The following is a 12,059-nucleotide window of genomic DNA, read 5'->3' as shown; positions in this document are numbered from 1 at the left end:
TCAGCGGGTGATGCCGCGGGCGGAATTCTGGATCGACTGACGGAACAGTTCGACTTCGGGGAACTGCTGCGCCGAGGCTTCCAGTTCGATGACAGCCTGCTCGACGGTCAGGCCCTGGCGGTAGACCACCTTGTAGGCGCGACGCAGGGCGTGGATGGCATCCTCGCTGAAACCACGGCGGCGCATGCCTTCGAAGTTCATGCTGCGCGCTTCGGCGGGGTTGCCGAACACGGTGACGAAAGCCGGGACATCCTTGCCGATCGCCGTACCCATGCCGGAGAAACTGTGGGCACCGATATGGCAGAACTGGTGAACCAGGGTGAAACCCGAGAGGATCGCCCAGTCTCCCACATGCACGTGGCCGGCCAGCGCGGTGTTGTTGACCAGGATGCAGTGGTTGCCGATCACGCTGTCGTGGCCGATGTGGGCATAGGCCATGATCAGGTTGTGATTGCCGATCGTGGTTTCCGAACGGTCCTGGATGGTGCCACGGTGGATGGTCACCCCCTCGCGAATGACATTGTCGTCACCGATCACCAGGCGCGTGGGTTCGCCTTTGTACTTGAGGTCCGGGGTGTCTTCACCGACCGAGGAAAACTGGTAGATGCGGTTGTTGCGGCCGATACGGGTCGGCCCCTTGAGCACCACATGCGGACCGACGACGGTTCCTTCGCCGATCTCGACATCCGGGCCGATGATCGACCAAGGACCGACCTCGACACCCTCGGCCAGCCTGGCCGAAGGATCGATGATTGCCCGAGGGTCAATCAAACTCATAGTTTACGTTCCGCGCAGATGATCTCGGCGGAGCACACCGGCTTGCCGTCGACCGAGGCCTGGCAGTCGAACTTCCAGATCTGGCGTTTGCAACTGATGAACTTCGCTTCGAGGATCAGCTGATCGCCCGGCAGCACCGGCTGGCGGAAGCGCAGCTTGTCGGAACCGACGAAGTAGTAGAGGGTGCCGTCCGTCGGCTTGGCATCGAGCATCTTGAAGCCGAGAATGCCGGCAGCCTGAGCCATTGCCTCGATGATCAGCACGCCCGGCATGATCGGGTGCGCAGGGAAGTGACCATTGAAGAAAGGTTCGTTGATGCTGACATTCTTGTAGGCACGAATGCGCTGACCCTCGACGTCCAGTTCCACTACCCGATCCACGAGCAGGAACGGATAACGGTGGGGCAGGTATTCGCGAATCTCGTTGATGTCCATCATTTCTGGGGGAAGCCTGTAGTAAAGATAGGAAACACGTGCATGGCGCCGTGCACCTTGGGCTATGCGGGACCATCACTGGACAGTCCCGCGGCCTTGATCAGGAAAAAGGTGTCAGCCATCAGATGAAGGCTGGCCGCCCGAGGTCACGGCATCGACGCGCTTTTCTACCTGTTGAAGTCGTTTGGCCATGTCGTCCAGTTGACGAATCCGCGCGGCGCTCTTGCGCCAGTCGGCCAGGGTCTGCATCGCCGTGCCGGAGGAATAGCCGCCTGGCTCGGTGATGGAGCGGGTGACCATGGTCATGCCGGAGACGAAAACGTTGTCACAGACATCGATGTGACCCACCATGCCCACGCCACCGGCGATGGTGCAGTGCTTGCCGATCTTCGTGCTGCCGGAGATACCGACACAGGCCGCCATGGCCGTATGGTCGCCGACCTGGACGTTGTGGGCGATCTGGATCTGGTTATCGAGCTTGACGCCATCACCGATACGGGTGTCGGCCAGCGCGCCCCGATCGATCGCGGTATTCACCCCGATCTCCACGTCGTCGCCGATGGTCACGCCACCGATCTGGGCGATCTTCTGCCAGATACCCTTCTCGTTGGCGAAGCCGAAGCCCTCGCCGCCAAGCACCGCACCGGACTGGATGACCACGCGCTTGCCGATGCGCACGTCGTGGTACAGGGTCACGCGCGGTGCGAGCCAGCCACCCTCGCCGATCACACTGCGGGCACCGATGAAGCAATGGGCACCGAGGGTGACATTGGCCCCGATCACCGCGCCGCTCTCGATGACCACGAAAGGACCGACACTGGCACTGGCATCGACCTGCGCGTCCGCCGCCACCACGGCGCTGGGATGAATCCCCGCCACAGCCTTGGGTTTGGGGTCGAACAGGTGGGAAATGCGGGCGTAGGCCAGGTAGGGATCGGGCACGAGCAGCGCGTTGCCGGAGAAGCCTTCGGCATCGGCGGCACGCAGCAGCACCGCGGCAGCCTGGGTATCGACCAGGTATTTGCGGTACTGGGGATTGGCGAGGAAGCTCAATTGGCCAGGGCCGGCTTCCTGCAGGGTCGCGAGGCCGGAGATTTCGAGCTCGGCGGGACCTTGCAGGGTCGCGCCGAGGAACTCGGACAACTGGCCAAGTTTCATGGTCGCCGTCATATCAACGGGACTGGTTCATGCGCTCGATGACCTGGCGGGTGATGTCGTACTGAGGCTTGACATCGATGACCGCGCCACGCTCGAGAACCAGGTCGAAGCCGCCTTTCTTGATGACTTCCTCGACAGCGCCATCGAGCTTCGGCTTGAGCTGCTTGAGCATGTCACGATCGGCGACGGCCTTGGCCTCGTTCAGTTCCTTGGACTGGAACTGGAAATCACGGGCCTTCTGCTTGAATTCCAGCTCCAGGCGCTCGCGTTCAGGCTGGGCCATCTTGTCGCCGCCCTTGACCAGGCGGTCCTGGATGCCCTTGGCGCTGCTTTCCAGGTTCTTCAGCTTGGTCAGCTGCGGACCGAATTTCTTCTCGGCATCGACCGCATACTGCTTGGCCGAGTCGGACTCGAGCAGGGCCATTTGATAGTTGAGAACGGCAATCTTCATTTCGGCAAACGCCGGGGTCGCGACCAGGGCCGCAGCCAGTACCGCCAGTTGAGTCAGCTTACGCACGATGCACTCCTACAGAATCCGTTGTCGTTTACGTGGACCAGACCCTTAGAAGGTCTGACCCAGAGAGAATTGGAACACCTGGGTATCGGCATCGTCCGGTTTCTTCACCGGCATCGCCAGGCTGAAGCTCAACGGACCCAGTGCTGTGATCCAGGTCACGCCCAGGCCGACGGAGCTGGCCAGGCCGGAAAGGCCGACCTTCTCGCAGTCAGGCTTGGAACCGCAGTTGGTATCGAAGACGTTACCCACATCCCAGAATACCGAGGTACGCAGGGAGCGCTGGTCCTTGACGAACGGCAGCGGGAACAGCAATTCGACGCCGCCCTGCACCAGGACGTTGCCACCGAACGGCAGTGGATCCTGATCCGGGTCAAGTGCGGTACCGGGATTGGTTCCCTTGCTCGGCGTACTGCGCGGGCCAAGGCTGCTGTCCTTGAAACCACGAACCGAGTTGAAGCCACCAGCATAGTAGTTTTCATAGAACGGCAGGCCCGAGGTCGAACCATAGCCGTCGCCGTAGCCCAGCTCGGTATGCAGGCGCAGGGTGTAGTCGTTGGTGATCGGCTTGAACAGCTGGCCACGGTAGTCGAGCTTGAAGAACGACAGGTCGCTGCCCGGCGTGGTCGCTTCCAGGGTCAGGCTTTGCGAGTGACCGCGGGTCGCCAGCACGCCCTTGTTCAGGGTCGATTCGGACCAGCCGGCCGAAGCCTTGAAGTTCAGGAAGCTGTCGTCACCCTCTTGGTTCAGGAAGTCGAAGATTTCGTCGACGGTGTAGGTACCGGTCTTGATCTTGTCCTGCTGCACGCTCAGGCCGAAGGTCAGGCGCGACGTCTCGCTGATCGGGTAGCCGACGTTGACACCGGCACCCAGGCTGTCCACCGCATAGCTCGCCACGTCGACATCGAGGTCGTCGTAGTTGGTGGTGCGATAGAAGGCGTTGTAGCCCAGGCTGACGCCGTCGGCGGTCCAGTAGGGGTCGACGAAGCCGAAGTTGTATCGGCTCTGGTACTCGGAACGGGTCAGGCCGATGGAGACCTTGTTACCGGTACCCAGGAAGTTGTTCTGGCTGATCGAACCACCGAGGATCAGGCCCGCGCTCTGGGCAAAGCCGACGCTGGCGGTGATCGAGCCGGAAGCCTGCTCTTCCACGGTGTAGTTCACATCGACCTGGTCGTCGGTACCCGGAACGGCCGGGGTCTCGACGTTGGCTTCCTTGAAGAAGCCCAGGCGCTCAAGGCGGGTCTTGGACTGGTCGATCAGGTAGGTCGAAGCCCAGCCACCTTCCATCTGGCGCATTTCGCGACGCAGCACTTCGTCTTCGGACTTGGTGTTGCCACGGAAGTTGATGCGGTTGACGTAGGCACGCTTGCCCGGATCGACCACGAAGGTGATATCGACGGTGTGGTCTTCGTCGTGGGGTTGCGGCACGCCGTTGACGTTGGCGAAGGTATAGCCTTCGTTGCCCAGGCGGCGGGTGATCAGCTCGGAAGTGGTGGTCATCACCTTGCGCGAGAATACCTGGCCCGGCTGGGCCAGCAGCAACGCCTTGACCTGGTCTTCCGGAACCTTGAGGTCGCCGGAGAGCTTGACGTCGCGGACGGTGTACTTCTCGCCTTCGTTGATGTTGACGGTGATGTAGACGTGCTTCTTGTCCGGGGTGATGGAGACCTGGGTGGAAGCGATATCCATGTTGATGTAGCCGCGGTCCAGGTAGTAGGAACGCAGGCGCTCAAGGTCACCGGAGAGTTTTTCACGGGCGTACTTGTCGTCGTTCTTGAAGAACGACAGCCAGTTGGTGGTCTTGAGTTCGAACAGGCCTTGCAGGTCTTCGTCGGAGAACACGGTGTTGCCCACGACGTTGATGTGCTGGATCGCAGCGACCGTGCCTTCGTTGATCTTGATCTTCAGGCCGACGCGGTTGCGCGGCTGTGGCACCACCTCGGCGTCTACCTCGGCCGAGTAGCGGCCCTGGGCGACGTACTGGCGCTGCAGCTCGTTGCGCACGCCTTCGAGGGTCGCGCGCTGGAAGATCTCGCCTTCGGCCAGGCCGGACTGTTTCAGGCCCTTCATCAGGTCTTCGGTGCTGATCGCCTTGTTGCCCTCGATCTCGATGCTGGAGACCGACGGACGCTCGACGACGTTGATGATCAGGACGTTGCCGTCGCGGCTGAGGTTGATGTCCTGGAAGAACCCGGTCTTGAACAGCGAGCGGGTCGACTCCACCAGGCGGCTGTCATCAGCCTGGTCACCGACGTTCAGAGGCAGGGCGCCGAAAACGCTGCCGGCGGAAACCCGCTGCAGACCGTTGACGCGAATATCGGAGATGGTGAAGGACTCGGCGTGAACTTCAGCGATCATCAGTGCGGCGAGAGCCGCAGTTAGCAGCAGACGTTTCATGAAGTCCTTTTTTATTCCAACTGGCAATGAACGACCCGCCGCAAGGGCGCGGCAGAATCGCAATTGAGCGAAGCGTTACAGTCGACCCAGATCGTTGATCAGGGCGAGCAACATCACCCCGACTACCAAACTGATACCGATCTGGACCCCCCAACCTTGCACCCGGTCCGACAGCGGACGACCACGCACCCACTCGACCAGGTAAAACAGCAAATGCCCCCCATCCAGTACCGGAATGGGCAGCAAGTTAAGAACCCCCAGGCTAATGCTCAGATAGGCCAGGAAATTCAGGAAATCTCCGAGGCCGGACTGGGCCGAAGCGCCCGCCACTTTAGCAATGGTTATCGGTCCGCTCAAGTTTTTTACCGAGAGCTCGCCGAAGAGCATTTTCTTCAGCGAATCAAGGGTCAGGACGCTCATGTTCCAGGTCCTGGAAAGGCCCTCGCCTACCGCTTCCAGCGGCCCGTAGCTGACCTCGCGAAGCATCGTGGCGGGCCACTCCACCGCAGCGACACCGGCTCCGAGGTAACCGGCGGCGGCCTTGCCCTCGCCGCGGCTGGCCAGGGTCACCGGCACATCGAGGCGGGCACCGTCGCGCTCCACGGCCAGTACCACGCGACTGCCGGCACGACTGCGCACGCTATCGACCACCTGCTGCCAGTCGGTCAGCGCCTGCCCGTCCAGGGCCAGCAGGCGATCACCGGTTTTCAGACCGGCGGCCTGGGCCGGACCTTTCGGGTCGAGCTCAGCAAGCACCGGGGCCAAGGCCGGGCGCCACGGGCGAATACCCAGGGAATTGATCGGATCAGGCTCGTCGGCGCCCTTGAGCCATTGCTCGAGCGCCACCGTATGGGTGCTGCCGGTAGAGGCGCCGTCGTCGCGAACATCGATACGCAGCGAACCGCTCTCACCCAGGCGCCGCACCAGCTGCAGATTGACCGCAGCCCAGCCGCTGGTCGGCTTGCCATCGATGGAAACGATCTCCTGACCGGCACTCAAGCCTGCTACCGCGGCCAGGCTCCCCGGCTCGACGGCACCGATGACCGGGCGCACCTGCTGGCTGCCGAGCATGGCCAGGATCCAGAAGAACAGGATGGCGAGCAGGAAGTTGGCGATCGGCCCGGCAGCGGTGATGGCGATACGCTGGCCAACGCTCTTGCGATTGAAGGATTGCTCCAGCAGCGCCGAAGGCACGTCGGCCTCGCGCTCGTCGAGCATCTTCACGTAGCCGCCGAGAGGAATGGCGGCGATCACGAACTCGGTGCCCTGGCGATCATGCCAGCGCACCAGCGGCGTACCGAAGCCGACGGAGAAACGCAGGACCTTGACGCCGCAACGCCGAGCCACCCAGAAGTGCCCGAACTCGTGGAAGGTAACCAGTACACCCAGTGCGATCAGGGTGCCGATGATCATGTAGAGCGCGCTCATGTCTTTCTCCGAATAACCTTCAACCGGGCCGGGTTCGACAGCTCATCGGCCGTGACGCGTCAACCACTCTCCCGCCAGTTCCCTGGCGCGCTGGTCAGCGGCGAACACTGCATCGAGCGAGTCCAGCGCAACCACCGGTTCGCGTTCGAGCACCTGCCCGATCATACTCGCGATCTCCGGGAAGCGGATGCGCCCCCGAAGAAAGGCATCCACCGCGATCTCGTTGGCCGCGTTGAGCACCGCCGGGGCGCTGTTGCCCGCCTCGGCCGCTTCACGGGCCAGGCGCAGGCAGGGGAAACGCCGCTCGTCAGGCGCCTCGAAATCGAGGCGGGCAATGGCGAACAGATCCAGCGCCGGAACCCCGGAGTCGATGCGCTCTGGCCAGGCCAGGGCATTGGCGATCGGCGTGCGCATATCGGGATTGCCCAGCTGGGCCAGGACCGAACCGTCGACATAATCGACCAGGGAGTGAATCACACTTTGCGGATGCACCACCACCTCGACCCGCGATGGTGGCGCATCGAACAGCCAGCACGCCTCGATCAGCTCGAGGCCCTTGTTCATCATGCTCGCGGAATCGACCGAGATCTTGCGACCCATGGACCAGTTGGGATGGGCACAGGCCTGCTCAGGAGTGACACGCTCGAGTTCAGCGGACGGCGTCTGACGGAACGGACCGCCGGACGCGGTCAGCAGGATCCGTCGCACCCCGACCCGGTCAAGGCCGCGTGCATAGTCGCCAGGCAGGCACTGGAAGATGGCGTTGTGCTCGCTATCGATGGGCAGCAGTACCGCGTTGTTGCGCCGTACGGCCTGCATGAACAGGGCGCCGGACATCACCAGAGCCTCCTTGTTGGCCAGCAGGACCTTCTTGCCCGCCTCTACCGCCGCCAGGGTCGGGCGCAGGCCTGCCGCGCCGACGATGGCCGCCATCACCGCATCGACCTGCGGGTCCGACGCCACGGCACACAGGCCACGTTCGCCGGTCAGGACTTCGGTACGCGAGCCCGCGGCATCGAGCCCTGCACGCAGGGTTGCAGCTGCGGCTTCATCCGGTACCACGGCGAACACCGGAGCGTGCTTCAGGCACAGCGCCAGCAACTCGTCCAGCCGCGAGTAGCCGCTCAGGGCAAAGGTTTCGTAGCGATCCGGATGCCGGGCAATGACATCCAGCGTGCTCAGGCCGATGGAGCCGGTAGCTCCCAGCACGGTAATGCGCTGCACGCGACTCACATCACGCCCCAGTCGGCAGCCCAAAGCAGCACGGCGAACAACGGGACGGCTGCGGTCAGGCTGTCGATGCGATCGAGGATGCCACCATGCCCCGGCAGCAGGTTGCTGCTGTCCTTGATACCGGAGCGGCGCTTGAACATGCTTTCGGTCAGATCGCCAACCACCGAGCCCATGACGATCAACGCAGCGCCGAACAGGCCCAGCAGCAGCTCGCCAACGCTCCAATGTCGCACCAGGCCGACGCCCAGGGTGATGGCCAGGCTCAAGGCCAGGCCACCATAGACGCCTTCCCAGCTCTTGCCGGGACTGACCTGCGGCGCCAGCTTGCGCTTGCCAAAGGCCCGACCGGAGAAGTAGGCACCGATGTCGGCCCCCCACACCAGGACCATGACCGCAAGGATCAGCCAGTTGCCCATGGACCAGTGCTTCAGCAGCACCAGCCCCTGCCAGGCAGGCAGCAGGATAAGCGCGCCGATCAGCAGCCGGCAGGCCGCACTGGCCCACAGTTCGCTGCTGCGTGGATAGGTCATCACCAGCCAGGTCGCCAACCCCCACCACAACACCGAAGCGCCCAGCACCCAGGGCGCCAGGTCCGGCATCAGGTAGAGCAGCATCAGCAAGCCGGCGATCACCGCGGCATAGGCCACCCGCAGCACCTGTGCCTCAAGGCCGGCAAGCCGGGCCCACTCCCAGGCGCCCAGCGTGACCACCAGGCCGATGAACAGGGCGAAATCCGCCCCATCGAGCAGGAAGAAGCCACCGAGGGCGATCGGCAACAGGACAAGGGCAGTAATGATGCGTTGTTTGAGCATTAAGCACGGGCTCCGGCTTCGACCTGCTCGCTGGTTTTACCGAAGCGGCGCTGGCGCGAAGCGAAATCAGCCAATGCACTACGCATGGCCTCGTGTTTGAAGTCCGGCCAGAACAGGTCGGAGAAGTACAGCTCGGCGTACGCCAACTGCCATAGCAGGAAATTGCTGATGCGGTGCTCGCCGCCAGTGCGGATGCACAGGTCCGGCAGTGGCAGGTCACCGGTAGCCAGGCAGGTCTGCAACAGTTCGGGAGTGATGTCCTCCGGGCGCAGATGGCCAGCCTGGACTTCGCGCGCCAGACGCTGGGCGGCCTGGGCGATATCCCACTGACCGCCGTAGTTGGCGGCGATCTGCAGGATGAAGCGATTGTTGCCGGCAGTCAGCGCTTCGGCTTCGCGCATGGCTGCCTGCAACTCGGGATGGAAACGCGAACGATCGCCGATGATGCGCAAACTGATGTTGTTCTCGTTGAGGCGCCTGGCTTCCCGGCGCAAGGCCGAGAAGAACAGCTCCATCAACGCACCGACCTCATCGGCCGGGCGCTGCCAGTTTTCGCTGGAGAAGGCGAACAGGGTCAGCACCTCGACCCTGGCTTCGGCGCAGACCTCGATCACGGCCCGCACCGCATCCACGCCGGCCTTGTGCCCGGCGACGCCGGGCAGCAGGCGCTTCTTCGCCCAGCGATTGTTCCCGTCCATGATGATCGCGACATGGCGCGGCACCGAGGACGGCACACCTTGCTTGCTCTTTTCCATTGAAAAAACCCCGACCTTAGACGGCCATCAGGTCCTTTTCCTTGGCTTCCAGAGCCTTGTCGACTTCAGCGACGAACTTGTCGGTGAGCTTTTGCAGCTCGTCGGAGGCGCGACGCTCTTCGTCTTCGCTGATTTCCTTGTCCTTGGCCAGCTTCTTCAGGTCAGCCAGGGCATCGCGACGCACGTTGCGCACGGCAACCTTGGCTTCTTCGGCAACGCCACGGGCCTGCTTGGTGTAGCCCTTGCGGGTTTCCTCGGTCAGGGCCGGCATCGGCACGCGAATGGTGGTCCCGGCGCTGCTCGGGTTCAGCCCCAGGTCGGAGGTCAGGATGGCCTTCTCGATCGCGGCGCTCAGGTTCTTGTCGTGAGCGACGATCTTCAGGGTGCGGGCGTCCTCGACGGAAACCGCAGCGACCTGGTTCAGCGGCATCTCGCTGCCCCAGGCTGGCACCTTGACGCTGTCCAGGATGCTCGGGTGGGCGCGACCGGTACGGATCGCCGCCAGGTTGCGACCCAGGGCCTCGATGGACTTGCCCATGCGGTCCTGGGCATCTTTCTTGATATCGTTGATCATTGTTCGCCTTCCTCGATCAGAGTTCCTTCAGCGCCGCCCACTACGATGTTCAGCAAGGCGCCAGGCTTGTTCATGTTGAAAACCCGCAATGGCATCTTGTGGTCACGGCACAGGCAGATTGCGGTCAGGTCCATCACACCCAGTTTGCGGTCGAGTACTTCATCGTACGTCAGATGGTCGAACTTCTCGGCATGCGGATCCTTGAACGGATCGGCAGTGTACACGCCGTCGACCTTGGTTGCCTTCAGCACGACGTCGGCATCGATCTCGATCGCCCGCAGGCAGGCAGCGGAGTCGGTGGTGAAGAACGGGTTGCCGGTACCGGCGGAGAAGATCACCACGTCACCGGAGTTCAGGTGGCGGATGCCCTTGCGGCGATCATAGTGATCGGTGACACCGACCATGGAAATGGCCGACATGACGATAGCGGGGATATTCGAGCGCTCCAGGGCATCGCGCATGGCCAGGGCGTTCATGACGGTGGCCAGCATGCCCATGTGGTCGCCGGTGACGCGATCCATGCCCGCTGCACTCAGGGCCGCACCCCGGAACAGGTTGCCGCCGCCGATCACCAGGCCGACCTGGACGCCGATACCGACCAACTGGCCGACTTCCAGGGCCATCCGGTCCAGCACCTTCGGGTCGATCCCGAAGTCTTCCGAGCCCATCAGGGCCTCGCCGCTAAGTTTGAGCAAAATGCGTTTATAGCGAGGTTGACGACCACTCACCTGCTGAGCCATTGCGAATCTCTCCTGCGGCGTTTGTATAAATTCCGGGCGGGCTGTTTTCAGCCTGCGCCAACTGTAGCTTGGCACCCACGGGGCGCCAGCGCGCTGGCGAATCTCGGCTTGTGGCTCGAAAAGCGCCTGCGCTTTGACAAAGAGGCTGCGCGCGTGAGCGGGCAGCCTCTTTGGGGCGACAGATGTGAATCCGTCTTATTGCTTCTGGGCAGCAGCCACTTGAGCGGCAACTTCGTCAGCGAAGTTGTCGACTGGCTTCTCGATGCCTTCACCTACCGCGAAGCGGGTGAACGAAACGATTTCAGCGCCGCCTTTCTTGGCCAGAGCACCAACGGTGATGTCCGGATCCTTGACGAAGGCTTGCTCGACCAGGCTGGCTTCCGACAGGAACTTGGTGATACGGCCGCTGATCATCTTCTCGACGATTTCAGCAGGCTTGCCTTTCATCTTGTCTTCGTTGAGGCTCAGGAACACGCCTTTCTCGCGCTCGATCGCTTCAGCGGAAACTTCCGATGGCAGCAGGAACTCAGGGTTGCTGGCAGCCACGTGCATGGCGATGTCCCTGGCCAGCTCGACGCTGCCGCCCTTCAGGGAAACAACGACACCGATCTTGTTGCCGTGCAGGTACGAACCCAGAACGTCGCCTTCAACACGCGCCAGACGGCGGATGTTGACGTTTTCGCCAGTCTTGGCAACCAGGGCGAGGCGAGCCTCTTCCTGAGCTTCGATCAGCGGAGCGACTTCGGTCAGCTTGTCGTTGAAGGCTTTTTCGACGCTGGCAGCAACGAATGCCTTGAAGTCGTCTTGCAGGGCCAGGAAGTCGGTCTGCGAGTTGACTTCGATCAGAACGGCGGTCTTGCCGTCGTCCTTGATGGCGATGGCGCCTTCGGCGGCAACGTTGCCAGCCTTTTTGGCAGCCTTGATGGCGCCCGAAGCGCGCATGTCGTCGATGGCTTTTTCGATGTCGCCGCCGGCCTTGGTGAGGGCTTTCTTGCAGTCCATCATGCCTTCGCCAGTACGCTCACGCAGTTCCTTGACCAACGCTGCAGTAATTTCTGCCATTTCAAAATCCTCTTGGATAGGTTTTCAACCATTCCACCCGCGATTAACGGGGGCTCAATTCTGGAAATCAACAACCTGTCTCAAAGGCGAAGCGTCGATGATGCGGACACTTGGCGACAGGAGGATTTCAAGGTGGCAAAAAGGGGGCCTAGCCCCCTTTTTGCGTGCCAAG

12 protein-coding genes are annotated in these 12,059 nt (G+C 62.4%); all 12 read right to left on the bottom strand.

Going from position 1 to position 12,059, the window contains the following annotated elements:
• The 12 genes from lpxA to tsf all read right to left on the bottom strand — a co-directional run bounded on the left by lpxA (position 1) and on the right by tsf (position 11,887).
• Positions 1-777, bottom strand: a complete 777-nt coding sequence (gene lpxA / locus ACKLLE_RS10835; protein WP_009395252.1) for an acyl-ACP--UDP-N-acetylglucosamine O-acyltransferase — start codon at positions 775-777, stop codon at positions 1-3.
• Positions 774-1,214, bottom strand: a complete 441-nt coding sequence (gene fabZ / locus ACKLLE_RS10830; protein ID WP_009395253.1) for a 3-hydroxyacyl-ACP dehydratase FabZ — start codon at positions 1,212-1,214, stop codon at positions 774-776. The genes lpxA and fabZ overlap by 4 nt, the downstream gene beginning before the upstream one ends.
• A gap of 111 nt (positions 1,215-1,325) precedes the next feature.
• The gene (gene lpxD / locus ACKLLE_RS10825) at positions 1,326-2,381 is read right to left on the bottom strand and encodes a UDP-3-O-(3-hydroxymyristoyl)glucosamine N-acyltransferase (RefSeq protein WP_064303310.1); all 1,056 of its coding nucleotides are present in this window, start codon (positions 2,379-2,381) and stop codon (positions 1,326-1,328) included.
• A 1-nt stretch (position 2,382) separates the two neighbouring features.
• Positions 2,383-2,886 carry an OmpH/Skp family outer membrane protein gene (locus ACKLLE_RS10820; protein WP_064303311.1) on the bottom strand — a complete coding sequence of 168 codons (504 nt, stop codon included), beginning with the start codon at positions 2,884-2,886 and terminating at the stop codon, positions 2,383-2,385.
• Positions 2,887-2,931: 45 nt separating this feature from the next.
• Positions 2,932-5,283 (bottom strand): outer membrane protein assembly factor BamA, encoded by a 2,352-nt coding sequence (gene bamA / locus ACKLLE_RS10815; protein ID WP_420057912.1) that lies wholly within the window; start codon positions 5,281-5,283, stop codon positions 2,932-2,934.
• Positions 5,284-5,358: 75 nt separating this feature from the next.
• Entirely contained in the window at positions 5,359-6,711 is a 1,353-nt protein-coding gene (gene rseP / locus ACKLLE_RS10810; RefSeq protein WP_009395258.1) for a sigma E protease regulator RseP, read from the bottom strand.
• A 42-nt stretch (positions 6,712-6,753) separates the two neighbouring features.
• On the bottom strand, positions 6,754-7,944 hold the full coding sequence (ispC, locus tag ACKLLE_RS10805) for a 1-deoxy-D-xylulose-5-phosphate reductoisomerase (RefSeq protein ID WP_064303313.1): 1,191 nt from the start codon (positions 7,942-7,944) through the stop codon (positions 6,754-6,756).
• Complete coding sequence (locus ACKLLE_RS10800; protein ID WP_420057910.1) at positions 7,941-8,756, bottom strand: phosphatidate cytidylyltransferase; 816 nt, start codon at positions 8,754-8,756, stop codon at positions 7,941-7,943. The genes ispC and ACKLLE_RS10800 overlap by 4 nt, the downstream gene beginning before the upstream one ends.
• Positions 8,756-9,511 carry a polyprenyl diphosphate synthase gene (uppS, locus tag ACKLLE_RS10795; RefSeq protein ID WP_064303314.1) on the bottom strand — a complete coding sequence of 252 codons (756 nt, stop codon included), beginning with the start codon at positions 9,509-9,511 and terminating at the stop codon, positions 8,756-8,758. Before uppS ends, ACKLLE_RS10800 begins: the two co-directional genes overlap by 1 nt.
• 16 nt (positions 9,512-9,527) lie before the next feature.
• Entirely contained in the window at positions 9,528-10,085 is a 558-nt protein-coding gene (gene frr / locus ACKLLE_RS10790; RefSeq protein WP_009395264.1) for a ribosome recycling factor, read from the bottom strand.
• Positions 10,082-10,825 (bottom strand): UMP kinase, encoded by a 744-nt coding sequence (pyrH, locus tag ACKLLE_RS10785; RefSeq protein WP_009395265.1) that lies wholly within the window; start codon positions 10,823-10,825, stop codon positions 10,082-10,084. Before pyrH ends, frr begins: the two co-directional genes overlap by 4 nt.
• 195 nt (positions 10,826-11,020) lie before the next feature.
• Positions 11,021-11,887, bottom strand: a complete 867-nt coding sequence (gene tsf / locus ACKLLE_RS10780) for a translation elongation factor Ts (protein WP_009395266.1) — start codon at positions 11,885-11,887, stop codon at positions 11,021-11,023.
• Between the last annotated feature and the right edge of the window lie 172 nt (positions 11,888-12,059).

Source organism: Pseudomonas bharatica (genome assembly GCF_048586865.1).
In the GTDB taxonomy this organism is placed as follows: Bacteria; Pseudomonadota; Gammaproteobacteria; order Pseudomonadales; family Pseudomonadaceae; genus Aquipseudomonas; species Aquipseudomonas bharatica.
Note: the sequence above shows the minus strand (reverse complement) of the source record. Positions and strands in the feature narration are given on the sequence as shown.

What these genes read in the sequence shown, in the direction of transcription:
- frr (WP_009395264.1), bottom strand. Translation starts at nt 10,085, where the DNA reads ATGATCAACGATATCAAGAAAGATGCCCAGGACCGCATGGGCAAGTCC.
- lpxA (WP_009395252.1), bottom strand. Translation starts at nt 777, where the DNA reads ATGAGTTTGATTGACCCTCGGGCAATCATCGATCCTTCGGCCAGGCTG.
- lpxD (WP_064303310.1), bottom strand. Translation starts at nt 2,381, where the DNA reads ATGACGGCGACCATGAAACTTGGCCAGTTGTCCGAGTTCCTCGGCGCG.
- ACKLLE_RS10800 (WP_420057910.1), bottom strand. Translation starts at nt 8,756, where the DNA reads ATGCTCAAACAACGCATCATTACTGCCCTTGTCCTGTTGCCGATCGCC.
- pyrH (WP_009395265.1), bottom strand. Translation starts at nt 10,825, where the DNA reads ATGGCTCAGCAGGTGAGTGGTCGTCAACCTCGCTATAAACGCATTTTG.
- tsf (WP_009395266.1), bottom strand. Translation starts at nt 11,887, where the DNA reads ATGGCAGAAATTACTGCAGCGTTGGTCAAGGAACTGCGTGAGCGTACT.
- bamA (WP_420057912.1), bottom strand. Translation starts at nt 5,283, where the DNA reads ATGAAACGTCTGCTGCTAACTGCGGCTCTCGCCGCACTGATGATCGCT.
- uppS (WP_064303314.1), bottom strand. Translation starts at nt 9,511, where the DNA reads ATGGAAAAGAGCAAGCAAGGTGTGCCGTCCTCGGTGCCGCGCCATGTC.
- fabZ (WP_009395253.1), bottom strand. Translation starts at nt 1,214, where the DNA reads ATGATGGACATCAACGAGATTCGCGAATACCTGCCCCACCGTTATCCG.
- rseP (WP_009395258.1), bottom strand. Translation starts at nt 6,711, where the DNA reads ATGAGCGCGCTCTACATGATCATCGGCACCCTGATCGCACTGGGTGTA.